Annotated in this window: 21 protein-coding genes; 10 read left to right on the forward strand and 11 right to left on the reverse strand. The window is 70.4% G+C overall.

Annotation, left to right across the window (positions count from 1 at the left end):
- Positions 1 to 11: 11 nt before the first annotated feature.
- From F0415_RS10155 to aceB, 4 genes are all read right to left on the reverse strand, one after another.
- On the reverse strand, positions 12 to 2,654 hold the full coding sequence (locus F0415_RS10155; RefSeq protein WP_188310361.1) for a putative peptide modification system cyclase: 2,643 nt from the start codon (positions 2,652 to 2,654) through the stop codon (positions 12 to 14).
- Positions 2,655 to 2,706: 52 nt separating this feature from the next.
- Positions 2,707 to 3,735, reverse strand: coding sequence for a GGDEF domain-containing protein (locus F0415_RS10160; protein WP_188310362.1), 1,029 nt, complete (start codon positions 3,733 to 3,735; stop codon positions 2,707 to 2,709).
- Positions 3,736 to 3,831: 96 nt separating this feature from the next.
- Positions 3,832 to 5,145 carry an isocitrate lyase gene (gene aceA, locus F0415_RS10165; RefSeq protein ID WP_149861113.1) on the reverse strand — a complete coding sequence of 438 codons (1,314 nt, stop codon included), beginning with the start codon at positions 5,143 to 5,145 and terminating at the stop codon, positions 3,832 to 3,834.
- 120 nt (positions 5,146 to 5,265) lie between these two features.
- Entirely contained in the window at positions 5,266 to 6,879 is a 1,614-nt protein-coding gene (gene aceB / locus F0415_RS10170; RefSeq protein ID WP_246149939.1) for a malate synthase A, read from the reverse strand.
- Positions 6,880 to 7,009: 130 nt separating this feature from the next.
- On the opposite strand from aceB, the gene F0415_RS10175 reads away from it, so the two are divergent.
- Both F0415_RS10175 and F0415_RS10180 read left to right on the forward strand, forming a co-directional pair.
- Entirely contained in the window at positions 7,010 to 7,969 is a 960-nt protein-coding gene (locus F0415_RS10175; protein WP_149861114.1) for a LysR family transcriptional regulator, read from the forward strand.
- 274 nt (positions 7,970 to 8,243) lie between these two features.
- Positions 8,244 to 9,050: a spore germination YkwD domain-containing protein gene (locus F0415_RS10180; protein ID WP_149861115.1), complete on the forward strand. Its 807-nt coding sequence runs from the start codon at positions 8,244 to 8,246 to the stop codon at positions 9,048 to 9,050.
- An 85-nt stretch (positions 9,051 to 9,135) separates the two neighbouring features.
- Here F0415_RS10180 and F0415_RS10185 read toward each other — a convergent pair whose 3' ends face one another.
- From F0415_RS10185 to arfB, 3 genes are all read right to left on the reverse strand, one after another.
- Positions 9,136 to 10,404: a mechanosensitive ion channel family protein gene (locus F0415_RS10185; protein ID WP_149861116.1), complete on the reverse strand. Its 1,269-nt coding sequence runs from the start codon at positions 10,402 to 10,404 to the stop codon at positions 9,136 to 9,138.
- Between the two features lie 74 nt (positions 10,405 to 10,478).
- Complete coding sequence (locus tag F0415_RS10190) at positions 10,479 to 11,060, reverse strand: 1-acyl-sn-glycerol-3-phosphate acyltransferase (protein WP_149861154.1); 582 nt, start codon at positions 11,058 to 11,060, stop codon at positions 10,479 to 10,481.
- A gap of 11 nt (positions 11,061 to 11,071) precedes the next feature.
- Positions 11,072 to 11,497, reverse strand: a complete 426-nt coding sequence (gene arfB, locus F0415_RS10195) for an alternative ribosome rescue aminoacyl-tRNA hydrolase ArfB (RefSeq protein WP_149861117.1) — start codon at positions 11,495 to 11,497, stop codon at positions 11,072 to 11,074.
- A gap of 68 nt (positions 11,498 to 11,565) precedes the next feature.
- Between arfB and F0415_RS10200 the strand changes: the two genes are divergently transcribed.
- From F0415_RS10200 to plsB, 5 genes are all read left to right on the forward strand, one after another.
- Positions 11,566 to 13,545: a UvrD-helicase domain-containing protein gene (locus F0415_RS10200; RefSeq protein ID WP_149861118.1), complete on the forward strand. Its 1,980-nt coding sequence runs from the start codon at positions 11,566 to 11,568 to the stop codon at positions 13,543 to 13,545.
- Between the two features lie 126 nt (positions 13,546 to 13,671).
- On the forward strand, positions 13,672 to 14,583 hold the full coding sequence (locus F0415_RS10205; RefSeq protein WP_149861119.1) for a 5'-nucleotidase, lipoprotein e(P4) family: 912 nt from the start codon (positions 13,672 to 13,674) through the stop codon (positions 14,581 to 14,583).
- Entirely contained in the window at positions 14,580 to 15,305 is a 726-nt protein-coding gene (gene pyrF, locus F0415_RS10210) for an orotidine-5'-phosphate decarboxylase (protein WP_149861120.1), read from the forward strand. Before F0415_RS10205 ends, pyrF begins: the two co-directional genes overlap by 4 nt.
- Positions 15,306 to 15,544: 239 nt before the next feature.
- On the forward strand, positions 15,545 to 16,540 hold the full coding sequence (locus F0415_RS10215; RefSeq protein WP_149861121.1) for a hypothetical protein: 996 nt from the start codon (positions 15,545 to 15,547) through the stop codon (positions 16,538 to 16,540).
- A gap of 5 nt (positions 16,541 to 16,545) precedes the next feature.
- Complete coding sequence (plsB, locus tag F0415_RS10220; protein ID WP_149861122.1) at positions 16,546 to 19,110, forward strand: glycerol-3-phosphate 1-O-acyltransferase PlsB; 2,565 nt, start codon at positions 16,546 to 16,548, stop codon at positions 19,108 to 19,110.
- Positions 19,111 to 19,236: 126 nt separating this feature from the next.
- Here plsB and F0415_RS10225 read toward each other — a convergent pair whose 3' ends face one another.
- On the reverse strand, positions 19,237 to 21,321 hold the full coding sequence (locus tag F0415_RS10225) for a S8 family serine peptidase (protein ID WP_188310363.1): 2,085 nt from the start codon (positions 21,319 to 21,321) through the stop codon (positions 19,237 to 19,239).
- A 95-nt stretch (positions 21,322 to 21,416) separates the two neighbouring features.
- Complete coding sequence (locus F0415_RS10230; RefSeq protein ID WP_149861124.1) at positions 21,417 to 21,626, reverse strand: YdcH family protein; 210 nt, start codon at positions 21,624 to 21,626, stop codon at positions 21,417 to 21,419.
- An 84-nt stretch (positions 21,627 to 21,710) separates the two neighbouring features.
- Here F0415_RS10230 and ttcA point away from each other — a divergent pair, with 84 nt between their 5' ends.
- The 3 genes from ttcA (at position 21,711) to F0415_RS10245 (ending at position 24,352) form a co-directional block, all read left to right on the forward strand.
- Positions 21,711 to 22,577: a tRNA 2-thiocytidine(32) synthetase TtcA gene (gene ttcA / locus F0415_RS10235; protein WP_149861125.1), complete on the forward strand. Its 867-nt coding sequence runs from the start codon at positions 21,711 to 21,713 to the stop codon at positions 22,575 to 22,577.
- A 64-nt stretch (positions 22,578 to 22,641) separates the two neighbouring features.
- Positions 22,642 to 23,553, forward strand: a complete 912-nt coding sequence (locus tag F0415_RS10240; RefSeq protein ID WP_149861126.1) for a recombination-associated protein RdgC — start codon at positions 22,642 to 22,644, stop codon at positions 23,551 to 23,553.
- A gap of 31 nt (positions 23,554 to 23,584) precedes the next feature.
- The gene (locus tag F0415_RS10245) at positions 23,585 to 24,352 is read left to right on the forward strand and encodes a M48 family metallopeptidase (RefSeq protein WP_149861127.1); all 768 of its coding nucleotides are present in this window, start codon (positions 23,585 to 23,587) and stop codon (positions 24,350 to 24,352) included.
- 88 nt (positions 24,353 to 24,440) lie between these two features.
- Here F0415_RS10245 and F0415_RS10250 read toward each other — a convergent pair whose 3' ends face one another.
- Both F0415_RS10250 and hemH read right to left on the reverse strand, forming a co-directional pair.
- A complete protein-coding gene (locus F0415_RS10250) occupies positions 24,441 to 25,289 on the reverse strand; it encodes an alpha/beta fold hydrolase (protein ID WP_149861128.1) in 849 nt (282 codons plus the stop codon).
- The gene (hemH, locus tag F0415_RS10255; RefSeq protein ID WP_149861129.1) at positions 25,286 to 26,296 is read right to left on the reverse strand and encodes a ferrochelatase; all 1,011 of its coding nucleotides are present in this window, start codon (positions 26,294 to 26,296) and stop codon (positions 25,286 to 25,288) included. The genes F0415_RS10250 and hemH overlap by 4 nt, the downstream gene beginning before the upstream one ends.
- Between the last annotated feature and the right edge of the window lie 3 nt (positions 26,297 to 26,299).

A 26,299-nucleotide genomic window follows, 5' to 3' on the forward strand; every position in this document is an offset into this window, starting at 1 on the left:
GGTCCCGAGGATCAGTCCAGGGCGGCGTCGCGGCGCTTGACGACCTCCAGCGCCTCGTCGCCCGGCCAGGCCTTGGCGAACGCGGCCTCATAGGTACGCACCATGTCCGGCAGCCCCTGCCGGCGCGCGATCTCGACCGCGGCGCGGATCGCCAGCCCGTTCTCGACCACGTTCGCCGGCTGCCAGGCACTCAGCAGCGTAGGCTCGCCCAGGGCGCGGCCGCGGTTCTCGATCAGCCAGTCCGCCACCAGCGCCGCCTCGGCGTCCCGCCGCGTCGCCAGCAATGCCCGCAGCAGGACCGCGCGGGAGAAGTACAGGCCCGTGTTCCTGGCATGGTCCGGAAGCAGCAGTTCCACTGCCTTCCCGGGCTCGCCAGACGCCAACGCCAACTCTGCCCTGGCGATCCGGAGCATCGCCGCGTTCGCCGGGTACCGCTCGATCGAGAAGTGCGACTCCAGCTTGGAGACGAGGTGCTTCGCCAGGGGCTCGTTGCCGGTATGCGCCGCCACCCAGGCGCCACCCAGGAGATGGAAGGCCAGTTGGCGGGCCGGCCAGGGCTGGGCCTGATCGAACTCCGCCTCGACTTCCTTGACCCATCCCTCCAGATCCCTGCCCAGGGTCTCGTCCGGTGCGTAAGCGCGCAGCGAGAAGACGGAGAGCTGGTAAGCCCGCGCCAGAAGCTTCCGGTCCCTGGCCATGGCCTCTTCGGCCAGGCGCTGCATGGCGGCAAGCGCCTCGCGGTAACGCCCCTGATCCAGCGGCAGGGAGACTTCGACCAGCCGCGCCTCCAGGTCTGGGGCTACCACGTTGGAGCTCGTCTGCAGGCTTTGCAGCCGGGCCGCCTCCGCGTAGTCACGCTTGGCGATGTAGGCCTCGACGAAATCGCGAGCGTAGCCTCTGACACCGAGGGTCTCCGCCTTCTCGAACAGGGTGATGGCCCGATCGATCTGGTTGGCGCTCAGCGCGATGCTTCCGGACAGGTATGCCGCGCTTGCCTGGGCCGGATTCTGCGAGAAGATGGCTCCCTCCAGCTGCTCCAGCGCCCGATCGCCCTCCAGCAGGTCGAAATGGGCGAAATAGGCGTAGTTGTAGCGGCCGCGGTAATCATCCGGGTACAGCGCCACCAACGTGCCGAACCGCTCCACCGCCTTGCGAGGGTCCGACAGGGTGGCTTCCGCCCCTTCCAGGAACAGACGTTCGCGATGCGTCAGGTGCTCGCTGTGCGCCAGGGCCTTGTCCAGATAGGCGCGCGTCCCCTCCGCATCCACTTCCACATAGCGCATGAACGCCAGGCGCAGCCACGCCATGGCGAACTCCGGATCAAGCCGCACCGCTTCCTCGAACAGCGCCTGCGCCTCGGCGGCCCGGCCCGTGTAGCGCATCCGCACGCCCATCGAGAACGCCTTGAGCGCCTCGAGGTTGCTGGTGGTCGCCTGCTCCAGCGGGATGCGGTTGGCCTCGATGCTGGACATCGTCTCGCCGAGACGGCCGCGCACCTTGGTCAACGCCGTATCCAGCGAAGGCAACACGCTTTCCACGCCGACGCCGTCGGCGCTCTCGCTGTAGACCGTCACGCCGCTGTGGGGGTCGATCACCTCCAGGCTGACCCGCACCCGGCCGCCGACCTCGGCGACGGTCGGCAGGATCACCGCGCGGGCGCCTTCGCGCAGCGCCACTTCCGAGGCCACCTGGCGGTCCAGCGGCTGGCCCTGGCGCTGCATGCGCTCCAGGGTGCGATCGACCTGCAACTCGGAAATGATGTTGACGTGCCGCGACTGCTCCAGGCCGACGCGCAGGGCCACGTCCAGGGCGTCGTCGAACAGCGGCTCGTCGGTGCGGTTCTGCAGATCGGCCACCACCACCCAGTCGCGCTCGGCGAAGGCGATGGCCGGCGGCGCCCGCAGCGCGGTCCAGAGGCCGGCCACGGCCAGGGCGCCCACCACCAGCATCTCCATGGCCAGCATCGGCGGTCGCCGCCACAGCGGCAGCTCGCGCCAGGCCTTGGCGCCGGACTCCGGCGGCCGCAGCGGCGCCAGGCCGACCTCGCCGACCTCGTGCACCAGCATCGGCGCCGGCACACCCTTGAAGCGGTAGCGGCCGTGCATCAGCCAGCGCAGGCGCGCGGCGGTGTCCTCCCCCAGTTCGCCGACGGCGCGCTGGGCCAGGTTCTGCGCCATGCCCGACATCAGGATCTGCCCGGGCAGGGCCAGGCCCATCAGCCGCGCCGCCACCGGCTTGGCCAGGCCTTCCACCTCGAAGGGCTTGGCGCCGGCGCGGACATCGGCCGGGGCGTTGGCCCACATCATCACGTCGCCGACGTGGATGCCGATGCGGGCGCGCAGGTCCACGCCTTCTTCCCGGCCCAGCTCGCGCAGGCCGCGCTGGTAGCGCAGGGCGAAGTCCAGGGCCTGGATCGGCCGTTCGAACAGGGCCAGCACGCCGTCGGCGCGGTCTATCAGCTGCCCGTGGCACAGGCGCAGGGCGTCGCGGAGCATGCGGTCGTGCCGCTGCATCAGCGCCGACCAGCGCTGGTCGCCCAGGCGCTCGGTCGCCGCGGTGGAGTCGACGATGTCGCACAGCAGGACGGCGCGCAGCACCGGCGTCACCGGGACGCCGGCCGGCGGGGCTGTCGTGCTGGTCAGGGTCGCTTCCATCCGAATCCTCGGTTCGGCGGGGCTACCGGGGTGAACGCAGGCTCCCCGGGTCTCAGGCCACGCCCTGCAGGGGGGCCAGCCGCCAGTGATCACCGCCCCGGCGTTTGGCCTCATAGAGAGCGCCGTCGGCCTGGCTGTACCAGGCCGACCAGCCGCCCGGGTCGGCGCAGAAGGCGCCGCCCACGGAGACCGACAGGCGGTGTTCCCGCAGGCTGGGCAGGCGCAGGCTGCGGATGGCCCCCATCAGACCCAGGGCGCGGTTGGCGAGTTCCCCGGCATCGGCCACCCGCAACACCAGGGCGAACTCGTCGCCACCCAGCCGGCAGGGCAGTTCCAGGGGACCGGCCAGGCGGCGCACCTCCTCGGCGACGGCGCGCAGGGCGGCATCGCCGGCCAGGTGGCCGCTGCGGTCGTTGATGGTCTTGAAGTGGTCGATGTCGACCAGCAGCAGGGCCAGCTTCATGCCGTCCAGGGGCTGGCGGCCCAACTCGTCCAGATAGCGGTACAGACCGCGGCGGTTGGCCAGGCCGGTCAGGTCGTCGGTGCGGACCAGCTGCTGGGCGACGGTCAGTTCGGTGCGGGTCTGGCGCAGGGTGTCCAGCGTCTGCAGCAGATCCTCGTTGCGGCGCTTGAGGTGCTGCACCAGCTGGTGCTCGCCGGCCACCAGGTAGGCGAAGCTGCGCTGCATGAAGCGGGCCACCACCGCCGGCTCCCGCTGCAGCAGGGCCTCGAAGGCGGCCTGGGTGATCTCGTAGAGCACGCCGGCGGTTTCCGCCACGGCCCTGGCGAAACGCTGGTGCTGGCCGATGAATACCGCCAGCTCGCCGAAATACTGGCCCGGCCCGAGCAACTTGTCGGCCAGGCCGTCGTCGAAGCTCAACCGCACCTCGCCGGTGTCGATGAGGAACATGCTGGCGGCGGCCTCGCCGCGCCGGAACAGTTCCTCGCCGGGCAGCACGGCCCGGCTCGTGCCGGCCGAGGCCAGCACCCGGAATTCCTCGGGGGCGAGTTGTGAGGGCAGGCGGGCGTCGGCCCCCTGCCCCGGACGGAGTTCCCCGTCCAGGGCTTCGGCTGGGTTCACGGCTCGTTCAGGCCAGGAAGATCGGCCGACTATACCCAAGCCGGGCCCCCGCCACACCTGCCGCGGCCGGCAAGGACCGTGAACCCGCTCACGGTATCAGGCCGCGGCGGCCGCCCGCCCCCGGGTCCGGTCCTGAAACTGTTCCTCCTCGGTCGAACCCTTCAGGGCCACGGTCGAGCTCTGCCCGCCCTGGATGGTCTGGGTGACGGCGTCGAAGTAGCCGGTGCCGACCTCGCGCTGGTGCTTGACCGCGGTGAAGCCCAGCTCGGCGGCGGCGAACTCCTTCTCCTGCAGCTCGACGAAGGCGCTCATCTGCCGGCGGGCATAGCCGTGCGCCAGGCTGAACATCGAGTAGTTCAGGGCGTGGAAGCCGGCCAGGGTGATGAACTGGAACTTGTAGCCCATGGCCGCCAGCTCCTTCTGGAAGCGGGCGATGGTGGCGTCGTCCAGGTTTTTCTTCCAGTTGAAGCTGGGCGAGCAGTTGTAGGCCAGCAGCTTGCCCGGGTACTTCGCGTGGATGGCCTCGGCGAACTTCCTGGCGAAGGCCAGGTCGGGCTTGCCGGTCTCGCACCACACCAGGTCGGCGTAGGGCGCGTAGGCCAGGCCGCGGCTGATCGCCTGGTCGGCGCCGGGGCGGGTGCGGAAGAAGCCTTCGACGGTGCGTTCGCCGGTCAGGAAGGGCCGGTCGTTGTCGTCGATGTCCGAGGTGATCAGGTCGGCCGCCTCGGCATCGGTGCGGGCAACGATCAGGGTCGGCACGTTCATCAGGTCGGCGGCCAGGCGCGCGGCCACCAGCTTCTCGATCGCCTCGCGGGTCGGCACCAGCACCTTGCCGCCCATGTGGCCGCACTTCTTCACGCTGGCCAGCTGGTCCTCGAAGTGCACGCCGGCGGCGCCGGCCTCGATCATCGCCTTCATCAGCTCGAAGGCGTTGAGCACACCGCCGAAGCCGGCCTCGGCGTCGGCGACGATGGGCTGCAGGAAATCGATACCGCCGTCACCCTCGGCGTGCTGGAGCTGGTCGGCGCGCAGCAGGGTGTTGTTGATGCGCTTGACCACCTGTGGCACCGAGTTGGCCGGATACAGCGACTGGTCGGGATACATCTCGCCGGCCAGGTTGGCGTCGGCGGCGACCTGCCAGCCGCTGAGGTAGATGGCCTTGAGGCCGGCCTTCACCTGCTGCATGGCCTGGTTGCCGGTGAGCGCGCCCAGCGCGTTCACGAAGGGCAGCTCGTGCAGGTAGCGCCACAGCTTCTCAGCGCCCAGCCGGGCCAGGGTGTGCTCCACCGGCACGGTGCCGCGCAGGCGCACGACTTCCTCGGCGCTGTAGGGGCGGCGGATGCCGGCCCAGCGCGGATCCTGGGCCCATTGCTGGCGGAGCTGGTCGGCGGTCGGAAGGGTGCGGGTCATCATCGTGTCCTCGTGTGCTGGGGTGCGGGTGTGCATGTGCGGAGGGTGGTGCGGCGGGTGCCCGGTACCCGGCGTGGTCGGTGTCGTCCTGGTGCGGACGCGCGCCGACCGCATCGGCGCTCAGGGCAGGCGTTCGTAGGCGACCTCGGTGAAGAAGGGGGCCAGGGTGTCGGCCTGGGTGAATTCGTCCAGCAGGGCGATGGCCGCGTTCAGGCGGGAAGCACCCGGCAGCTTCATGCGGTCGGCGAGCCTGGACGGCAGCGCCAGCAAGGCGCGGTCGAACAGCGAGAAGTCCACCGGCGTGCCATCGTCCAGGTGCAGGTCGCCGTGGTGCAGCCACTGCCAGAGCTGGGCGCGGGCGATCTCGGCGGTGGCGGCATCCTCCATCAGCCAGTGGATGGGCACGCAGCCGTTGCCGTCCAGCCAGGCCGCCAGGTAGCGCACGCAGACCTCGACGTTGTTGTCGAAGCCGGCGCGGGTGATCGTGCCCTTGCTGGGTTCGATCAGCCGGTCGCGCCCGGCGACCACGTCCTCGCGCAGCACGTGCTGCTGGTGCGGGCCAGTCATCACCGCGTCGAACTCGGCCCTGGCCACCGGGATCAGGGCCGGATGCGCCACCCAGGTGCCATCGTGGCCGGCACCGGCTTCGCGGCGCTTGTCGGCGCGCACGCGGGCCAGGGCTTCCTCGTTGGCGATCGGGTCGCCGGCGATCGGGATCTGCGCCGCCATGCCGCCCATGGCGTGGGCGCCGCGGCGGTGGCAGGTGCGGATCAGCAGTTCCGAGTACGCCTTGAGGAAGGGCTGGGTCATGCCGACCTGGCCGCGCTCGGGCAGCACCCGGTCACGGTGCCGGCGGAAGGTCTTGAGGTAGCTGAAGATGTAATCCCAGCGCCCGCAGTTCAGGCCGGCGATGCGGCCGCGCAGGGCGTGCAGGATCTCGTCCATCTCGAACACCGCCGGCAGCGTCTCGATCAGCACGGTGACCTTCATGCACTGCTGCGGCAGGCCGAGATCGCCCTCGATGAAGGCCAGCACCCGCTCCCACAGCGCCGCCTCCTCCATGCATTCGAGCTTGGGCAGGTAGAAGTAGGGGCCGCGGTCGCGCGCCTGCAGGGCGCGGGCGTTGTGGAAGGCGAACAGCCCGAGGTCGAAGAGGGCGCCGCTCATGCGCCGGCCGTCCACCCAGACGTGCTTCTCGTCCAGGTGCCAGCCGCGCGGGCGGACGATCAGCACCGTGCGCGAGGACGGGTCCAGCACGTAGTGCTTGCTGCCGTCCGGCGCCATCCAGTCCAGGGTGCCGGCCACGGCCTTGCGCAGGGCGCGCTGGCCGGTCAGCAGGTTCTCCCAGGTCGGGCTGGTCGAATCCTCGAAGTCGGCCATGTAGCAGTTGGCGCCGGAGTTCAGCGCGTTGATCACCATCTTCGGCTCGACCGGCCCGGTGATCTCGACCCGGCGGTCCAGCAGGGCCTCGGGCAGGGGCGCCACGGTCCAGTCGGCCTCGCGCAGGGCGCGGGTGTCGGCGCGGAAGTCGGGCAGCTCGCCGGCGTCGAAGCGGGCCTGACGCTGGCGGCGGGCGGCCAGGCGGGCCTGGCGCTCCGGCTCGAAGGCCCGGTGCAGGCGGGCCAGGAAGGCCAGGGCGGCCGGGCTCAGCAGGTCTTCCTGCCCCGCCAGGGCGCCTGTCACCTGTACCGGGGTCTGCTCGGGGATCCGTGCCGCCATGCCTGCCATCGCCATCTCGCTCCCGGGCCCTGGGCCCATCGGTGGGGGATGACCCGACCCTAGGCCCGGAAAATTGGCTTTGACAAAGCAAATGTTTTGATAGCTAGTATTAGCTTTCAAAATACTGCGCTTCCGGCAAAGGCTTATGGCGCGTTCCAGCCCCCGCTTCTATTACAAGGGCGACCGGCTCAAGCCCCTTCGCGCCTTCTGCCAGGTGGCCCGCCTGGGCTCGATCTCGCGGGCGGCCGAGGCCCTGTTCCTCAGCCAGCCGGCCGTGACCCTGCAGGTCCAGGCCCTGGAGCGGGAGCTGGGCCAGCCCCTGTTCGAGCGCATCGGCCGCCGTTTCAGCCTGACCCGGGAAGGCCAGGTGCTCTACGAGCTGGCCCGCCCCCTGGTCGAAGGCCTGGACGGGCTGGACGCGGAATTCCGCAACAGGATCAAGGGCCTGCAGGCCGGCGAACTGCACGTGGCGGCCGGCACCTCGACCATCCTCTACCTGCTGCCGCCACTGGTGCAGGCCTTCCGCGAGCAGCACCCGGAGGTGCAGCTGGTGCTGCACAACGTCACCGGCCAGGACGGCCTGGGCCTGCTGCGCTCGGACGCCGTGGACCTGGCCGTGGGCTCGATGCTGGACGTGCCGGCCGACCTGGCCTACGAGCCGGTGCAGTCCTTCGACCCCATGCTCATCTGCCCGCCGGGGCATCCGCTGGCCGACAAGCCCGAGATCGCCCTGGAGGATCTCTCGCCCTACGGGCTGATCCTGCCGCCGCGGCGCCTGACCACCTACCGGCTGGTCGACCTGGTCTTCCAGCAGCGGCGCGTGCCCTACACGGTGGCCCTGGAGGTCGGCGGCTGGGAAGTGATCAAGCAGTACGTCGCCATGGGCCTGGGTATCAGCATCGTCACCAGCATCTGCCTGACCGAGGCGGACAAGGGCCGGCTGGCGGCGCGCAACCTGCGCGCCTACTTCCCGCCGCGCAGCTACGGCGTGGTGATGCGCAAGGGCAAATACCTCAGCCCGCAGGCGCGCGCCTTCGTCGACCTGGTCAAGCCCGGCCTGTTCGAGCGCCGCGACTACTTCGCGCCCGGCCACTCCGAACGCTGAGCGGCCAGGGCCTGCTTGCGCGACACTCCCCCGCGGATCAGGTCTTCGTCCCGGCACGTGGCTGACGCAAACATCTTTTGTCCACGTGTGCTAACCGCCAAACACTGGAATCCAGTTATTGCACGGGGCTCCGGCACTCGGGGTTAGCAATGCTGAACCAGGATCTGCCGCCTGCGCGACACCCGATGTCTTGACGCTCAAGAACACTCATCCCACGCTCACACCTCCGCCGCACCTGCAGCACCCGGGCTTGTCCCAGCCCAGTAGGATCGTCATGAGCAAGAAACTTCTGCTTGTCGTTGTCGGCGTCGCCATGCTGGTTGCGTCTGCTTTCTACATAGGCAGGCGCTCGGAGCAGAACACGCCCAGCTGGCTGACATCAGCACCGGAGGCGACCCCGCCACTCCCGGCGACCGAAACGGGGGCCTATCGTGAAGATCGCTCGGCCGAGCAGAAACATCACCAGGCCGGCGAGCGGGATGAGATCACGCCAGCCGCCCTGGAGATGGTGCAGCGCTACGACATCTGGGGCGCGCGGAATGTTGAAGAGGCCCGCTGGCTTGCCGAGCAGGGATATCCCGATGGCGAAACCGCCGAACGCTATTCGCAACTGAGCGACCAGGCACTGGAAACCTTGGCCAACGAGGGCGACTCACTGGCCAGGCTGTTGCGCGCGGAACGAATGGCTGCGAATGGTGATTTCCGAAACGCAGTGGACGATATGTACGCCATCGCCTCCGATGGATCGGTGTACTCACTCGAGCGGCTGGCGCTGCTGCACGGAACGGGTCCACACCGCGATCCGCTGATGTCGGAGGCCTATCTGCAGGCGGCTCGCCTGCGTGGCAACTATCTTGCACCGCAGCGTCTGGATGTACCTGCGGATCCCATGGTCGCAAGCATGACCAGTGCCATGGCCCAGGCCATCATCGACCGCCTGAACCAGATGCGGCAGCAGCGAGGCTTGCCGCCGCTCCCCTACTCCCCCAGGCCCGGCGCGGCCCGCGCCTTTGAAGAGGCCTACATCGAATGGCATGCGCTGATGGGCACCGAACCGGCGTCAACCCCCGGGGGAAATTGATCGCTAGACGCGCGATACCGCCACCAAGCCTGATCACCTGCCGGCTGGACGACCTGGTCAAGCCCGGCCTGTTCGAGCGCCGCGACTACTTCGCGCCCGGCCACTCCGAGCGCTGAGCGGCCAGGGCCTGCGCCGCCGCCGCGACGTCGCCGCCACCGGGCGCCTGGAAGGCGCGCAGGCCGAACTCCGGCAGAATGGCCAGCAGGTGGTCGAAGATGTCGGACATGATGTCCTCGTACTCGGCCCAGGCCGTGGTGGCGGTGAAGCAGTAGATCTCGATCGGCAGGCCCTGCGGGCCCGGCGGCAGCTGCCGCACCAGCAGGGTCATGTCCTGGCGCAGCTTGGGATGCGCCTTCAGGTAGGCCATGGCGTAGGCGCGAAAACTGCCGATGTTGGTCAGCCGACGCAGGTTCACCGGCGCCTCGCCTTCGTGCCGGGCGTTCCATTCGGCCAGCTCGGCGGCCTTGCGTTGCAGATAGGGACGCAGCAGCACGAAGCGGTGCAGGGCCTTGTGCTCATCCGGCTCCAGGTAGCGGATGCCACCCTGGTCGATGTGGATGGCGCGCTTGATGCGGCGGCCGCCGGACTCGCTCATGCCGCGCCAGTTGCGGAAGCTCTCGCTGACCAGGCGGTAGGTGGGGATGGTGGTGATGGTCTTGTCCCAGTTCTGCACCTTCACCGTGTGCAGGGCGATGTCCACCACGTCGCCGTCGGCGCCCAGTTGCGGCATCTCGATCCAGTCGCCGACCCGCACCATGTCGTTGCTGCCGAGCTGCACGCTGGCCACCAGCGAGAGGATGGTGTCCTTGAACACCAGCATCAGCACGGCCGCCATCGCGCCCAGGCCTGACAGCAGCAGCAGCGGCGAGCGCTCGATCAGCGCCGCCACCATCAGCACGGCGGCGACCACGAAGACGACGATGCGCGCCACCTGCAGGTAGCCCTTGATCGGCCGGGTGCGGGCCCGCTCGGGGTCGGCGTCGTGGTACAGGTCCCGCAGCACCGACAGGAAAGCGCTCAGGGCCCGGGCCACGCTCAGCACCACCCAGGCGGTGGCGACGTTGCGCAGCACGGCCGCGACGCCGCCGGACAGTTCCGGCACGAACTGCACACCCAGCACGATCACCAACGCCGGCACCGCCTGCGCCAGCTTGCGGACGACGCCGTGCGCCAGGATCGCGTCGTCCCACTTCACCGGCGAAGCCCGCACCAGCCGGTGCAGCACCCGCAGTAACACGCGCCGGGTCAGCCGGTCTGCCAGCCAGGCGGCGGCCAGCAGCAGCGCCAGGCTGGAGAACATCGGATACTGGGGGTGCGCCGAGAGCGCGGCGCCGACGTCACTGAGCCATTGCATGCCTACAGGCTACCGGCGATGTCCGGCCCAGGCCACCCGCGAACCGGCGCGGCGAGGGTAGGCAGCGGGCTGCCTCAGGTGGTACCGCGGTTCTTGCCGACGAAGGGCCGGTAGATCCCGCGGATGGCGGCCATGTCGGCCTCCAGGTCCTCGCCGGGCTGAAACACCGTCACCAGCTCGATGCTGCGCTCGGGATAGTGGAAGGCGGCACAGAGCACCGGCACGCCGGCGCCGCGGGCGATTTTCCAGAAGCCCGTTTTCCAGCGTTCCACCCGCTTGCGCGTGCCTTCCGGCGCCAGCAGGAACCACAGGCGCCCGGCCTCGCGCAGGCGGGCGATGCTCTGCTCGACGATGCCGCCCGGCGCCTGCCGGTCCACCGGGATGCCGCCGAGCCGGCGCAGCAGCCAGCCCAGCGGGCCGCGGAACAGTTCGGCCTTGGCCATGAAGCGGATGTCCAGGCCCAGGGCCAGCTTGGCCGCCAGGCCCCAGACCGCGTCCCAGCCCGAGGAATGCGGCGCGACGATGATGACCATACGCTCGAGGTCGGGAAATTCGCCGCGCACCCGCCAGCCGCCCAGGCGCAGCAGGCTGCGGCCGAACCAGCGGCCGAAGGCATTGCCGGTACGCGGGGCCCCCGGCGGCAGGCTCGGCAACATGCGCCCGTCGCTCACTCGCGCTCCCAGGCCGCGGCGCTGCGCTGGCGCTTGATGCTGGCGCGCTGGCGCTTGCTGCCCAGCCGCCGTTCCTTCGACGCACGGGTCGGCTTGGTGGCCAGGCGCGCCTTCGGGGCCTTGGTCGCGGCCTCCAGCAGGGCGGCCAGGCGGGCGCGGGCGTCCTCGCGGTTGCGCTCCTGGGTGCGGTAGCGCTGGGCGCTGATCACCAGCACGCCTTCGGCAGTGAGCCGGCGGTCACGGCGGGCCAGCAGGCGTTCGCGCACGACCGGCGGCAGCGACGGCGAGCCGGCCACGTCGAAACGCAGCTCCACCGCGGTGGATGCCTTGTTGACGTTCTGCCCGCCGGGGCCGCCGGCGCGCACGAAGCGCTCGACGAGCTCCTGTTCGGGGATGGCCAGGCTTGGGGTCACTTGCAGCATGGGCGGATTCTAATCCAGCTACAATCGCGCCCCCTTGACCGCAGCTTTACGCGCCCGTCCCCGCGCCCATGTCCGGCCTGAACCCGCAACAACGCGCCGCCGTCGAATACCTGGGCGGCCCCCTGCTGGTGCTGGCCGGCGCCGGCAGCGGCAAGACGCGCGTCATCACCGAGAAGATCGCCCACCTGATCGCCGGCCGGCATGTCGAGGCCCGGCACATCGCCGCCATCACCTTCACCAACAAGGCGGCCCGGGAGATGCGCGAGCGCGTGGCCAAGCGCATCAAGGGCGATGCCGCCGAGGGACTGACCGTCACGACCTTCCATTCCCTGGGCCTGCGTTTCCTGCAGATCGAACATGCCCGGGTCGGCCTGCGCCGCGGCTTCTCCATCTTCGATGCCGACGACCAGATGGCCATCATCAAGGACCTGGCGCCGCCGGGCCTGAAGAACGATGCCCTCTACGCCCTGCAGAGCCTGGTCAGCGCCGCCAAGAACAACGGCCTGACGCCGGAGCAGGCGGCGGAGCTGGCGCGCAGCCCGCGCGAACGCGAGGCCGCTTCCGTCTACGCCCGCTACCAGGCGCGGCTGCAGGCCTTCAACGCGGTGGACTTCGACGACCTGATCCGGCTGCCGCTGCAGTTGCTGGAAGGCGATGCCGGACTCGCCGCCGGCTGGCGCGAGCGCATCCGCTACCTGCTGGTGGACGAGTGCCAGGACACCAACGGCGCCCAGTACCGCCTGCTCAAGCAGCTGGCCGGTCCCAGGGGCCGCATGACCTGCGTGGGCGACGACGACCAGAGCATCTACGCCTGGCGCGGCGCCCAGCCGGAGAACCTGGACCTGCTGGCCGAGGACTACCCGGACCTCAAGGTCATCAAGCTCGAGCAGAACTACCGTTGCAGCGGCCGCATCCTGCGCTGCGCCAACACCCTGATCGCGAAGAACCCGCACAAGCACCTCAAGCAGCTCTGGAGCCAGCACGGCGAGGGCGAGCCGGTGCGGGTCTGGCAGTGCCGCAACAACGAGCACGAGGCCGAGCGCGTCGCCGCCGAGATCCACTACCTCAAGCAGGCCAGGGACATCCCCTGGGGCGAGTTCGCCATCCTGTTCCGCGGCAATCACCAGTCGCGGCCGCTGGAGAAGGCGCTGCAGCTGCTGCGCATTCCCTACCATCTCAGCGGCGGCACCGCCTTCCTCGATCGTGCCGAGGTCAAGGACCTGCTGGCCTGGCTGCGGGTGATCGCCAACCCCGACGACGACACCGCTTTCCTGCGCGCCATCGCCGCGCCCAGGCGTGAGGTCGGCGCCACCACCCTGGAGAAGCTGGCGGCCATGGCGCAGACCGCCGGCCTGCCGATGTCGGTGGCGGCCGGGCAGGTGGGCTTCCTCAAGCAGCTGAGCGCGCGCGCCGCCGCCGGCCTGGACGAGTTCTCCCGCATCGTCGCCGGCCTGCGCGAGCAGGCGGAAACGCTGACGCCAGCCGAGCTGGTGCCGGTGCTGGCCGAACGCAGCGGCCTGCTGGCCATGATCCGCAGCCAGTGCAAGGACGAGGCCAGCTTCGCGCGGCGCAAGGCCAATCTCGAGGAGCTGGCCTCGTGGTTCGAGGGCGCCCGCGGCGGTGGCCCCGGCGAACTGGCGGCGCAGCTGGCCCTGCTGTCGAACGCCGACCGCGGCGAACCCGGCAACGCGGTGCGGCTGATGAGCCTGCATGCGGCCAAGGGCCTGGAGTTCCGGGTGGTGTTCGTGGTCGGCTGCGAGGACGGCAACCTGCCGCACGAGGCCAGCCTGGAGGAAGACCGGCTGGAGGAAGAGCGCCGGCTGATGTACGTCGGCATCACCCGCGCCAGGGAACGGCTGTACCTGTCGCACAGCGCCGAGATCAAGCGCTGGGGCGAAGTGCAGCACCTGCTGCCCAGCCGCTTCCTCGACGAACTGCCGGCCGGCGACCTGCTGCGCGACGGCCTCGACCCCAAGCGCGAGGCCGAGGAGAAGAAGCAGCGCGGCCGCGCCCATCTGGACGCCATCGCCGCGCTGCTGGGCGACTGAAACCGGCACGCGCGCGTCGCCAGGCCGACGCTCACGACGTTCGCGGCCCCGGGGTGGGTACGGCCGCGCCACGGGACGGAAACCCTGCTCGGCTACACTTTACGGCCCCCAATCGCGAGTCATCCCATGAGCTTCCCGCGCACCCTGATGCTGTCGGCCGCGCTGGCCCTGGGCCTGGCGGCCTGCCAGAGCCTGCCGGATCGCAGCGGATCCGCCGCCGGGCCGCTGCCCGCTCCCGTTCCGGTAGCCGAGCCTGCCGGGCCACCGCCGAACGACAACCTCAACGCCACCGCCTGGATGCAGACCGCCATCGAGTACCGGCTGATCGCCGGCCAGACGTATCGGGCCGCCCTGGCACAGCTGGACCGCGCGCTCGAGACTCCCGGCTGGGACGCCCTCACCGCCGAGGATCGCGACACGCCCGCCGAGGGCCTGCCGCCGGCGGTGATCGTGGACATCGACGAAACCGTGCTGGACAACTCGCCCTACCAGGCCCGGCTGGTGCGCGACGGCGCCAGCTATGACGAGGTCAGCTGGGACGCCTGGGTGCGCGAACAAAAGGCGAGGCCGGTGCCCGGGGCGCTGGAGTTTGCCCGGGCGGCGGCGGCCCGCGGCGTCACCGTGTTCTACCTGAGCAACCGCGCCGCCCACCTCGAGCAGCCGACCCTGGCCAACCTGCGCGCGCTCGGCTTCCCGATCGAGCGGCCGGAGCAGTTCCTGGGTCTGGGCTTCTTTCTCGAAGGCTGCGAACAGGAGGGTTCGGAGAAGGGCTGCCGGCGCCGGCACATCGGCCGCACGCACCGGGTCTTGATGCAGTTCGGCGACCAGATCGGCGACATGGTCACCATCACCGCCAACACCCTCGAGGGCCGGGAGCAGGCCGTGGCACCCTACCTGGCCTGGGTGGGCGAGCGCTGGTGGGTGCTGCCCAACCCGAGCTACGGCAGCTGGGAGCCGGCCCTGTTCAACAATGCCTGGACACTGCCGGAAACCGAACGCCGCCGGATGAAGCTGCAGGCCCTGGACTACGCCGAATGAGCGCCGCGACGCCCCCTGCCCCGCGCGACCGCCTCATCTTCGCCCTGGACGTGCCCACCGCCGCCGAGGCCCTGACCTGGGCCGACCGGCTGGGCGCGGCGGTGGAGTTCTACAAGATCGGCATGGAGCTGCTGACCAGCGGCGACTACTTCCGGGTCCTCGAGGCCCTCGCCAGCCGGGGCAAGCAGGTCTTCGTGGACCTGAAGTTCCATGACGTGCCGGCCACGGTGGGGGCCACCCTGCGCGGACTGCGCCGCCATCCGGTCTCGTTCTGCACCATCCACGGACAACATGACGCCATGATGCGTGCAGCTTCGCAGGAGAAGGGCGATATTCGCCTGCTGGCGGTGACCGTGTTGACCTCGATGGACCGGGAGGATCTTCGCCGATTGGGCATCGATCGCGAGCCGTCCGAGGTGGTGGTCGAGCGGGCCCTGGCCGCCCGCGAGGCCGGCTGCGACGGCGTGATCGCGTCCGGCCGGGAGGCCGCCGCCCTGCGCAGGGCCTGCGGACCGGACTTCCTGATCGTCTGCCCGGGCATCCGCCCGGCCGGCCCGGCCGGCGACGACCAGAAGCGGGTGATGGACGTGCCCGGCGCCTTCGCCGCAGGCGCCAGCCATATCGTGGTCGGCCGGCCGATCCGCCAGGCTGCCGATCCGCTGGCCGCAGCCGAGGCCATCCAGGCCCAGATCGCTGAACATTTTGGAAAATCAATGGCTTGAGACAAGATTCTCAAGGTATTGCATAAATTCTGGGGCGTGGCTAATCTGCCGGCGTCGTCGGGCCCCGGCCCGTCCGGAACCCACAACGACGTCCCATCCTCCGGATCCGTCCGGTTCTTGCGGGAGGCCTCGGCCTCCCGTTTTTTCTGACCCGACCCGCCTGACGGCCAGGCCGCCCGGCACGGGGCCGGCGGACCCGATCTGCTAGATTTCGCCCAGCCCCTATCGCCCACCCTGCCATGACCCGACGCCCGACCCGCTGGGCCCTGAGCGCCCTGTTCCTGCTGCTGATCGCCCTGGGCGCCTGCCGGCGCGAAGAGACCGGATCCGAAACCGTCGGCGCCCCGGACGATCCGGTGGCCGCCGTCCAGGCCCAGGCCGCGGCCCTGCGCGACAACGACCTGGCCCGTTTCGCCCGGCTGAGCCTGCCGCCGGACCTGTACCGGCGCAGCGCCGAGCTGTGGGACCGGCGGGTCGCCCTGGCCGAGCCGGCGGACCCGGCCGACGCCGCCGAGTACGAGCAGCTGATGTCGCGCCTGCTGGCCGACGATGCCGAGGAAGCGCTGATGCGCGACCTGGAGCCGAAACTGGCCCAGCTGGAGGCCGAACTGGCCGGGCAGTGGCCGCTGATGCAGGCCACTGCCGGCATCTTCCTGGCAGCCGCCGTCCAGGCCAGCGAAGATCTCAGCCCCGAGCAGAAGGCGCACGCCAGCGAGCTGATCACCGCCCTGCTGGCCTGGCTCAGGCCCGAGCTGATCACCGACCGGCAGCGCGCCCGCCAGGCCATCGCCGCCGCTGCCCGCACCGCCCGCCAGCTGGACCTGCCCACCCTGGAGCAAAGCCGGGCCCTCGACCACGAGCAAGCCCTGGCCAAGGGCTCGGTGGCGCTGGCCGGCGCCAAGGAGATCGCCCGCGCCTACGGCCTGGATCTGGACCGGGCCCTGGACGGCATGCAGGCGGAACTGGTGTCGCAGGAAGGCGACCGGGCCACCGTCCGGGTCCGCTACCCGCTGCTGGGCACGACCCTCGCCTTCGAGCGGGCCATGGTCCGGCGCGAGGGCGGCTGGTACGCCGCCGAGGATATCGCCCAGGCCGAGGCCGAACTGGCCCAGGCCGAAACAGAGCTCGCCGACCCGGCCGCGGCTGCCGGCCAGGACGCGGAGGGCGACTCCGCCGCTCCGGCGGCGAGCGATCCCCAGGCCTCCATGTCCGGCGCGGACACCGCCGCCGACTGACCGGCATGAACGAGCAACACCTTCCGCCGGTCGCCCCCCCGGGCAAACCCCTCCGCCGCCCGCGGCCGCCGCTGTGGGCGCGGCTGATGGAAAAACTGCTGTCGCTCTGGATCGAGATCAAGCGCGAGCCGGCGGTGCCGCCCTTCACCCTGGACCGGCCGGTCTGCTACGTGATCGAGAACTACGGCCTGTCCAACGCCCTGATCCTGGACCGGGCCTGCCGCGAGGCCGGCCTGCCCTCGCCGCTGGCACCGCTGCCCGGCGATCCGCTGGGCCGCAAGCGCGCCTACGTGGCGCTTTCGCGCCGCCGCGCCGGGCTGTTCGGCCGGCCGCGCAACCGCAGCCATTCCGACGCGCTTTCGCGCCTGCTGATGGCGCACCGGCTGTATCCGGACCAGGACGTGCAGCTGGTGCCGGTGTCCATCTTCGTCGGCCGCGCGCCCTCGCGGCAGAGCGGCTGGTTCTCGGTGTTGTTCTCGGAGAACTGGGCCCTGGTCGGCCGCTTCCGCCGCCTGCTGGCCATCCTGCTCAACGGCCGCGACACCGTGGTGCAGTTCTCGCCGGCGGTGCGGGTCTGGGAGATCCTGGCCGATGACCTGCCGCACGAGCGCCAGGTGCGCAAGGTCAGCCGCCTGCTGCGCGCGCACTTCCGCCGTATCCGCACCGCGGTGATCGGCCCGGACCTCTCGACCCGGCGCCTGCTGGTGGACCGGGTGCTGAACGCCGAGCCGGTGCGCAAGGCGATCGCCGACCAGGCCCGGCGCGACGGCAGCGATTACCTGGACGCCTGGAAGAAGGCGCACCGTTTCGCCTGGGAGATCGCCGCCGACTATTCCAACCCGGTGGTGCGCTCGGCATCCTTCGCCCTGACCGGGTTCTGGAACCGCATCTACGACGGCGTCAACGTCAACCACCTGGACACGCTCAAGCAGGTCGCGCCCGGGCACGAGGTCATCTACGTGCCCTGCCATCGCAGCCACATGGACTATCTGCTGCTGAGCTACCTGCTCTACACCCGCGGCATCGTGCCGCCGCACATCGTCGCCGGCGTCAACCTGAACATGCCGGTGATCGGCTCGATCCTGCGCCGCGGCGGCGCCTTCTTCATCCGCCGCTCGATCAAGGGCAACGCCCTGTACGCGGCGGTGTTGGGCGAATACGTGGCGCAGCTGGTCGGCGAGGGCTTCTCGCTGGAGTACTTCATCGAGGGCGGCCGCTCGCGCACAGGCCGCCTGCTGGCGCCCAAGGGCGGCATGATCGCCATGACCGTCAAGGCCTTCCTGCGCGCGCCGCGCCGGCCGGTGGTGTTCCAGCCGGTGTACATCGGTTACGAGAAGCTGATCGAGGGCAAGAGCTACCTGGACGAACTGACCGGCCAGCCCAAGCGCAAGGAGACCATCGGCGCCCTGGTGCGGGCCGGCATGGAGGTCCTGCGCGAGCGCTACGGCAAGGTGGCGGTGAACTTCGGCGAACCGATCTTCCTGGACGAGGTGCTGGCCCGGCACGCGCCCGATTGGCGCGAGCGCAACCAGGCGGCGCCGGACGACAAGCCGGCCTGGCTGGGCGATGCCGTGGACGAGATCGCCCGGCGCATCCAGGTCAACATCAACCGCGCCGCCGACGTCAACCCGATCAACCTGCTGGCCGTGGCCCTGCTGTCCACCCCCAAGCACGCCATGTCCGAGGCCGACCTGCTGGCGCAGCTGGCCCTGCAAAAGAAGCTGCTGGCGGCCCTGCCGTACTCCGACCGGGTCACCGTCACCGAGCTGGGGCCGGCCGAGATCATCGCCTACGGGGAAAGGATGGGGGTGCTGACCCGCACCGAGCATCCGCTCGGCGACGTGCTCGGCATCGAGGGCGAAACGGCGGTGTTGCAGAGCTACTTCCGCAACAACGTGCTGCACCTGTTCACCGCCGCCAGCTGGGTGGCGCTGTGTTTCCAGAACAACCGCCGGATGAGCCGCAACGGCCTGCTGCGACTGGGCCGCACCATCTATCCGTTCATCAAGGAAGAGCTGTTCCTGCCCTGGACCGGCGACGAGTTCGCCCAGCGCCTGGACGCCACCATTGACCTGTTCGTGACCGAAGGCCTGCTGACCGTGGCCAGCGACGAGGAGGGCGGCATCATTTCCCGCGGACCCGGCCAGACCGACGAGGTGTTCCGGCTGCGGGCCATCTCGCACAGTCTGCAGCAGGCCTTCGAGCGCTACTTCATCGCCGTCACCACCCTGGTCAAGAATGGTCCGCGTGCCCTCAGCGCCGGCGAACTGGAGACTCTCTGCCAGCTCACCGCCCAGCGCCTGAGCCTGCTGTACGCGCCGGCGGCACCGGAGTTCTTCGACAAGTCGCTGTTCCGCGGCTTCATCCAGAAGCTGCGGGAAATGAAGCTGGTGTGGACCTGCCCGGACGGCAAGCTCGACTACGACGAAACCCTGACAGCCTGGGAGAAGGACGCCAAGGTGGTGCTGGGCCGCGAACTGCGCCACACCATCGCCAAGCTGTCGCCGGAAGCGGTAAGCAGGATGACCGGCGCGCAGCCGGCGGTACAGGCGCGGCCGGAAGGCGAATGAGCGGCGCGACGCTTCCCGGGCGAGGCACCCCGGAAGTCGGCCCGGCGAGCTGCCACCTGACCGGCACCCCGAAGAAAACGGGCGGCGAAGATCGCCGCCCGTCCGTTCATGCCAACTGGCGCCCGCTCAGTTGCGAAGGTGCCACTGGTTGATGTGCCCCGTATCGGCAGGCCCGTCGTCGCGAACGCGCAGGTACCAGGTGCCGTTGGCGGTTTCGCTGGAAGCGTCCACCCAGAACTTCTTGATGATGTGGGGGGTGGATCCACCCTGGTTCTGCTGCAGCGGGAACACCCGGCCGGAGGGGCCGATCAGGTCCAGCGTCAGGTCGCCGCTGTAGGAATGGGAGATTTCCACCCGCACCAGCGTGCGTGGCGAGGCCATGCCCGTGCGCCGCAGGACGAGGATCGGCGACTGCACGGAGCCGCCGCCCTGATCGGGAATGATGTAATCGTCGCGATTCAGGAAGACCCGGGCGTAATGGCTGACCAGCAGCCTGGCGCCGCTGTGCGCGGACGCTCCGTGGACGTATACGTAGTAGTTGCCCTCCTGCATTTCCTCGAACTTGCAGGTTTCCGTGTTGGTCGGGCCGCTGGACTTGCAGTCGTAGTCCGTCAGGGTCGGCGGCGAGCCGAATTTGACGTAAAGGTCGGCATTGCCGGTGCCATACTGCAGCTTGAAGCTGATGTTCATGCCCCGCGAGATGTTCGGGATCGCGTAACGGATCCACGAGCCCTGGCTGCCCGCCGGCACCTGCACCGGAATGCCGTTGCGCAGCGTTTCGATCGGCCGGGCGGGCAGAAATCCCTGCACGCCGCGCAGCGCGGCATAGGCATTGATCTTGCCGGCGCCGCAACCACCCGGGCAGTCGAACGGCGGCACTGCCTTGGCCGTCTGCTTGAGGATGGATTCGACCTCGGCCGGCGACCTGGGTGACAAGGCCTGCATCATGGCCACCACGCCGGCGACATGCGGCGTCGCCATGGAGGTGCCCTGGTAGTAGTAATAGGCCGGAGCGCCGGGCGTGGTGGTGCCGTCGTTGGCGGTCGAGGCAATTCCCACCTGGGCCCCGCTGCCGGTGGTGCCGCCGCCGCCCGGTGCGGCGACGTCTATGGCTGCGCCGGCGTTGGAGAAGCTCGACCTCGTTCCGTCCAGGTCGGTGGATGCGACGGCGATCACGTTGCCGCAGTTCGCCGGCGAATGATTTTCGACGCTGGTGTTGTCGTTGCCCGCCGCGACGACCACGACGCTACCGCGCGACACGGCAAAGTTGATCGCGTTCTGGTAAGTCGCTCCGCAAGGTCCCTCGCCGCCCAGGCTCAGGTTGATCACTTCGGCGGGGTTGGCATTGGCGGGTACGCCGGACACGCTGCCGCCCGCCGACCAGACGATCGCGTCGGCAATGTCGGAGGTCCAACCACCGCACTTGCCCAGTACGCGCACCGGCAGGATCTTTGCCAAGGGCGCCACGCCCGCAACGCCGATACCGTTGTTGGTATGAGCGGCCACCGTACCGGCGACATGGGTGCCATGCCAGGACGAATCCTCGGCTTCCTCGCCGTCACCGCACTCGTTCTCTTCGACCCAGTCGCCGGGATCGGAAGGATCCGCATCGCGGCCGTTGCCGTCGTTGGCCGTGGCCAGGTCGGCGATGAAGTCGTAGCCGGGAACGAGCTTGGCTTCCAGGTCGGGGTGGCTGGTGATTCCGGTGTCGATGACGGCCACCACGACCCCGTTGCCACGACCGATGTCCCAGGCTCGCGGCAGGTCTATGCCGCCGACGGGGTCGAAGTAGTGCCACTGGTTCTGGTAGCTGGGGTCGTTGGGCACGAACGCCGGCCGCATGCGCCGATCCGGTTCCGCGTATTCGACCGCGGGATTGGCCCGCAAGCGCTGCAGGAAGGCCTCCGTCTCCATGTGTCCGAGCCGGCGGGTCAGTTTCACCACGTCCGCGCCCATGGCCGTCTCGCGCAAGCGCTGGACCTTGAAGCCGAAGCCGGCCGCCGCCTGATCCAGCGCACGCTGCCGGGCGGCAACCACCCGTGGATCCTGGCCGGAATCACGGAACTTGACGATGAAACGGTCCGACGCCGCGGCTTCCGGTCGGGCCAGCTGCTTCGGCGCAGGCTCCGGCGAGCGCTCGATGGCGAGCGTGGCGCCCGCGAGCATGGAGGTGATGGCAGCCGCTAGCAGGCTCCTGGCAACACTGTTCACTTTCCTGACCCCCTGTTGACAAATCTGAACGGCCCGTCTCCGCAGACACGCGCCGCCAGGCCAAGTTTGCGCCAGTTGCCGCCGCGAGAAAACCCTCAGGCGTCCAGGTCCGGAATCAGCCGGCTCTCCAGCGTCGCGATCATGTCCTTGAGCCGCAGCTTGCGCTTCTTCAGCCGCTTGAGAGTCAGCTCGTCCACGCCGCGGTCGGCCGAGAGACGGGCGATGGCCTCGTCCAGATCGCGGTGCTCCAGCCTGAGCTCGGCAAGCCGGGCGGCGATCTCGGCCGGGTCTTGGCTGCTGGACATGCGGGTCCTCCCTGGGCCGAGCTTACGCCGGCCCCGGCCGGCGGGGGTAGTAGAATGCCGGCCCCGTCCAGCCGCCCGCCGCCGATGAACCTGCCATTGCCCGATCCCGTCCCGCGCAAGGCCGCCCACGAGCGCAACAAGCTCGCCAAGCGTCTGCGCCGCCAGGTCGGCCAGGCCATCGCCGACTACGGCATGATCGAGGCCGGGGACCGGGTCATGGTCTGCCTGTCCGGCGGCAAGGACAGCTACACGATGCTGGACATCCTGCTGCAGCTGCAGAAGAAGGCACCGGTGCCCTTCGAGTTGCACGCGGTCAACCTCGACCAGAAGCAGCCTGACTTCCCCGAGCACGTGCTGCCGGACTACCTGCGTTCGATCGGCGTGCCCTACACCATTCTCGAGCAGGACACCTATTCGGTGGTCAAGCGGGTGGTGCCCGAAGGCAAGACCATGTGCTCGCTGTGCTCGCGCCTGCGCCGCGGCGCCCTGTACAGCTTCGCGAAGGAGCGGGGTTTCAGCAAGATCGCGCTCGGCCACCACCGCGACGACCTGGTCGCGACTTTCTTCCTGAACCTCTTCTTCCATGCCAGGCTGGCGGCGATGCCGCCCAAGCTGATGAGCGACGACGGCGAGCACGTGGTGATCCGCCCCCTGGCCTACAGCCGCGAGGCCGACATCGCCGAGTACGCGCAGTGGAAGCAGTTCCCGATCATTCCCTGCAACCTGTGCGGCTCGCAGGAGAACCTGCAGCGCAAGCAGGTCGGGCGCATGCTGGCGGCCTGGGACAAGGAAACCCCCGGTCGCGTGGACACCATCGCCCGCGCCCTGGCCGACGTGCGGCCCTCGCAGCTGGCCGACCCGAAGCTGTTCGACTTCCTGGCCCTGGGCCGGCGCGATCCGTCCGGCCTGGCCGATGCCCGCGCCTGGCTGGCCGGCGAGCCGGACGCCTGATTCCCCCAATGCCCGACCCCGGCGCCGCCGGCCGCGGCGCCGCCACCACCGGAATGGATTCTTGATGTTTTTTCGCAACCTGAGCTTCTTCCGCTTCCCCGCCAGCCTCGCCAAGACCCTCGACGACCTCGACGCCCGCCTGGAGGATTGCCGACTCAGGCCGGTCGGCCCCTCCGAGCCGATGTCGCGCGGTTTCGTCTCGCCCTTCGGCCGCGACGAGCCGGCCATGAGCCACCGCGTCGGCGACGCCATCTGGATCACCCTGGGCGGCGAGGACCGGCTGCTGCCGGCGGCCGTGGTCAACGACGCCCTCGCCCGCAGGGTCGCCGAGATCGAGGAAAAGGAAGGCCGGCGCTTGGGCGGACGCGCCCGCAAGCGCCTGAAGGAAGACCTGGTGATGGAGCTGCTGCCGCGCGCCTTCGTGCGGCCGACCCGGCTCAACGCCAGCCTGGACCTCGGGCACGGCTTCATCGCCGTGGACAGCGGCTCGCGCAAGGCCGCCGAGGCCCTGGTCTCGGAACTGCGGCATGCCCTGGGCAGCTTCCCGGCCCTGCCGCTGAACGCCGAGGTGGCGGTGCGGGCGGTGATGACCGGCTGGCTGGCCGGCGAACCGCTGCCGGCCGGGCTGGCCCTGGGCGACGAATGCGAACTCAAGGACCCGGTGGACGGCGGCGCCGTGGTCCGCTGCAGCCGGCACGAATTGCAGGCAGACGAGATCCGTGGCCATCTGGAGGCCGGCAAGCAGGCCACCCGCCTGGCCCTGGTGCTGGACGATCACGTCTCCTTCGTCCTCGGCGAGGACCTGGTGCTGCGCAAGCTGAAGTTCCTCGACGGCGCGGTCGAGCAGCTGGAGAACACCGAGCGCGACTCCCTGCACGCCGAACTGGATGCCCGCTACGCGCTGATGGCCGGCGAGCTCAAGCGCCTGTTCGCGGTGCTGGAGCAGGCGCTGAAGTTCAGCCGCGCCGAGGCTTGAGTCCCGGCCGATACCGCGCCAGCATCCGCGCATGCCACTGCTGCGCACGCCGCGCCCCGTTCCGCCGGCCGAGGAGATCCGGCCGCTGCGGCTCGCCGACGGCCGTGAAGTCCCGGTGCGCTGGGTCCGGCACCCGCGCGCCCGCCGACTGCGTCTGTTGGTGGGCGAACGCGGCGCCCGGCTTACCCTGCCGCCGCGCGCCTCCATCGGCGCCGCCGAGGCCTTCCTGCACGAACACCGCGACTGGCTGGCGGCTCAGCTGGCCGCGCACGCGGCGAACACGCCCGCGCCGCTGGCCCTGTGGCGGGAAGCGCGACTGCCGCTGCGCGGCGCCCAACTGCCGTTGCGCTGGCAGCCCGGCCGCTACGCCCGGGCCGTGCTGGACGAACACGGCGTGTTGCTGCAGTTGCCCGAACGCGCCGGCGAAGGCCAGGCCCGGGCGGCGCTGCGCGAGTTCTACGGCCAGCAGGCCCGGGCCGACCTCGGCGCCTGGCTGCCCAAATACCTGCCGGCCCTGCCGCGGTCGCCGCTGTCGTTCCGGCTGCGGCCGCTGTCCTCGCTCTGGGGCTCGCTCAGCCCCGGCGATGCGCTGAGCCTGGACCTGGCCCTGGTGCTGGGCCGGCCCTCGGCCTTCGAGCACGTGCTGGTGCACGAGCTCTGCCACCTGATCCACGCCAACCACTCGCGCGCCTTCTGGCGCGAGGTGGAAAAGCGCTGGCCGGACTGGCGCGACGAGCGCGACTACCTGCGCGCCGAGGGCCCGGGCCTGAAGGCGGCGCTGGCGCGACTGGCGGGCTGAATCCGCGGGCGCGGGCGCGCCGCAAGCCGAGCCCGCCCAGTCCGACCGCTCCCGTTCCGAACGCGCCCCAGGCCGCTCGCGCCCCGCATCAGCCGGCAGCGAGGAAGTCGCGCAGCCTCGGTCCGACCTGCCCGGGCTGTTCCATGTGCAGGTGATGGCCGCCCGGCACCCGCTCCAGGCGGACGTCGGCCATGCAGGCGGCGCGCTCGCGCAGGACGTCCCAGGAGAACCACGGCGGCGAGGGTTCGGCGGCGATCACCAGGGTCGGGGCCTCGATCAGCCGCAACATGGAGCGGATCGCCGGTTCCGGCAGGCGGCTCGAAGCCGGCAGGGTCAGGCGCGGATCGCTGCGCCAGGCAAAACCGCCCTCGACCGGGCGCAGGTTGCGTTCGACGATCAGCCGGGCGGCGGCCGGCGCCATCTCGGTGGCGGCCAGGCGGGCGGCTACCGCCGCGTCGAGGTCGGGGATGAGCCGCGACGACCGCCCGCGCACGGCCCGGCGCGCGAGCACGGCTTCACGCAGTCGCGAGCCGGCGCCGTCCGGATCGCCCGCCACCGGGCCCAGGGCCTCGACCAGGGCCAGGCGCCGCACCCGCGCCGGTACTGCCGCCGCCAGCAGGCAGGCGATCGCCCCGCCCATGGAATGGCCGAGCAGGTCGGCCCGCGCCCAGCCCAGCGCATCCAGGGCGTCCAGCACGTCGTGGATCCAGTCCACGAAGACATAGTCATACCCTGGCGCCCGATGCTCCGAGGCGCCGTGCCCGGGCAGGTCGAGCGCGACCCAGCGGAAGTCCGCCAGCCAGGGCGCCAGCGGCAGGAAACTGGCGGCATTGTCCAGCCAGCCGTGCAGGCAGAGCAGGGGCCGGCCGTCCTCGCGGCCGCCGCTCAGGGCCGCCAGCCTGCCGCGGGCGGCCGGAAGGCTCAGCTCGCGGATCATGCGTGCCGCCAGCCCTGCAGGTGCCGGCGCGCCAGGGCAGCCAGGGCGGCGACGTGGCCGGGGCCGTCGTTGAGCGCGGCGATATAACGCAGTTCACCGCCGCCGGCCGCGCGGAACAGCGCGGCGTTCTGCGCCGCGATCTCCTCCAGCGTCTCCAGGCAGTCGGCGGCGAATCCCGGGCAGACCACGTCGAGGGTCTTCACGCCCTCGCCGGCCAGGCACCGCAGGGTTTCGTCGGTGGCCGGCCCGAGCCAGGGCTCGCGGCCGAAGCGCGACTGGTAGCCAAGCAGCCATTCGCCCTCGGCCAGACCCAGGCGCGCGGCCAGGGCACGGGCGCCGGCCTCGCACTGGCGCGGGTAGGGGTCGCCCGCGGTTTCGAAACGCTTGGGCAGGCCGTGGAAGGACATCAGCAGGCGCTCGCCGCGACCATGCAGGTCCCAGTGTTCGCGGATGCGCGATTCCAGGGCGTCCAGCCAGCCGCTATCCAGGTGGTAATCGGCGACGAAGCGCAGCTCGGGCAGCCGTCGCCAGCTGCCGATCTCCCGGACCACGGCATCGAACACCGAAGCCGAGGTGCTGGCCGAGTACTGCGGATACAGCGGCAGCACCAGCAGCCGGGTCATGCCTTCGGCCTCCAGGGCCCGCAGGGTGTCCGCGATCGCCGGCCGGCCGTAACGCATCGCCAGCCTTACCGTCACCTCCGGCAGGGCATGCTGCAGTTGCTCGGCCAGCCGGCGGCTGTACACCAGCAGCGGCGAGCCTTCGTCCATCCAGATCGAGGCATAGTTGCGCGCCACCTTGCCCGAGCGCAGCGGCAGGATCGCGAAATGAAGGATCGGGCACCACAACCAGCGGCTGAGTTCGACCACCCGGTAGTCATGCAGGAATTCGCCCAGGTAACGCCGCACCGCGCCGCGGGTGGGCGCTTCCGGCGTACCCAGGTTGACCAGCAGCAGGGCCGTGCGGCCGGGGCCGGTCTGGCGCGGGGAGTCTCGGAAAGCGGTCATCGG

Origin of the sequence: Arenimonas fontis (assembly GCF_008386465.1) — a bacterium.
Taxonomy (GTDB): Bacteria; Pseudomonadota; Gammaproteobacteria; order Xanthomonadales; family Xanthomonadaceae; genus Arenimonas; species Arenimonas fontis.

Coding starts and splice junctions, on each gene's coding strand:
- F0415_RS10155 (WP_188310361.1), bottom strand. CDS start 2,654: ATGGAAGCGACCCTGACCAGCACGACAGCCCCGCCGGCCGGCGTCCCG.
- aceA (WP_149861113.1), bottom strand. CDS start 5,145: ATGACCCGCACCCTTCCGACCGCCGACCAGCTCCGCCAGCAATGGGCC.
- aceB (WP_246149939.1), bottom strand. CDS start 6,879: ATGGCGATGGCAGGCATGGCGGCACGGATCCCCGAGCAGACCCCGGTA.
- F0415_RS10175 (WP_149861114.1), top strand. CDS start 7,010: ATGGCGCGTTCCAGCCCCCGCTTCTATTACAAGGGCGACCGGCTCAAG.
- F0415_RS10180 (WP_149861115.1), top strand. CDS start 8,244: ATGAGCAAGAAACTTCTGCTTGTCGTTGTCGGCGTCGCCATGCTGGTT.
- F0415_RS10185 (WP_149861116.1), bottom strand. CDS start 10,404: ATGCAATGGCTCAGTGACGTCGGCGCCGCGCTCTCGGCGCACCCCCAG.
- F0415_RS10190 (WP_149861154.1), bottom strand. CDS start 11,060: ATGTTGCCGAGCCTGCCGCCGGGGGCCCCGCGTACCGGCAATGCCTTC.
- arfB (WP_149861117.1), bottom strand. CDS start 11,497: ATGCTGCAAGTGACCCCAAGCCTGGCCATCCCCGAACAGGAGCTCGTC.
- F0415_RS10200 (WP_149861118.1), top strand. CDS start 11,566: ATGTCCGGCCTGAACCCGCAACAACGCGCCGCCGTCGAATACCTGGGC.
- F0415_RS10205 (WP_149861119.1), top strand. CDS start 13,672: ATGAGCTTCCCGCGCACCCTGATGCTGTCGGCCGCGCTGGCCCTGGGC.
- pyrF (WP_149861120.1), top strand. CDS start 14,580: ATGAGCGCCGCGACGCCCCCTGCCCCGCGCGACCGCCTCATCTTCGCC.
- F0415_RS10215 (WP_149861121.1), top strand. CDS start 15,545: ATGACCCGACGCCCGACCCGCTGGGCCCTGAGCGCCCTGTTCCTGCTG.
- plsB (WP_149861122.1), top strand. CDS start 16,546: ATGAACGAGCAACACCTTCCGCCGGTCGCCCCCCCGGGCAAACCCCTC.
- F0415_RS10230 (WP_149861124.1), bottom strand. CDS start 21,626: ATGTCCAGCAGCCAAGACCCGGCCGAGATCGCCGCCCGGCTTGCCGAG.
- ttcA (WP_149861125.1), top strand. CDS start 21,711: ATGAACCTGCCATTGCCCGATCCCGTCCCGCGCAAGGCCGCCCACGAG.
- F0415_RS10240 (WP_149861126.1), top strand. CDS start 22,642: ATGTTTTTTCGCAACCTGAGCTTCTTCCGCTTCCCCGCCAGCCTCGCC.
- F0415_RS10245 (WP_149861127.1), top strand. CDS start 23,585: ATGCCACTGCTGCGCACGCCGCGCCCCGTTCCGCCGGCCGAGGAGATC.
- F0415_RS10250 (WP_149861128.1), bottom strand. CDS start 25,289: ATGATCCGCGAGCTGAGCCTTCCGGCCGCCCGCGGCAGGCTGGCGGCC.
- hemH (WP_149861129.1), bottom strand. CDS start 26,296: ATGACCGCTTTCCGAGACTCCCCGCGCCAGACCGGCCCCGGCCGCACG.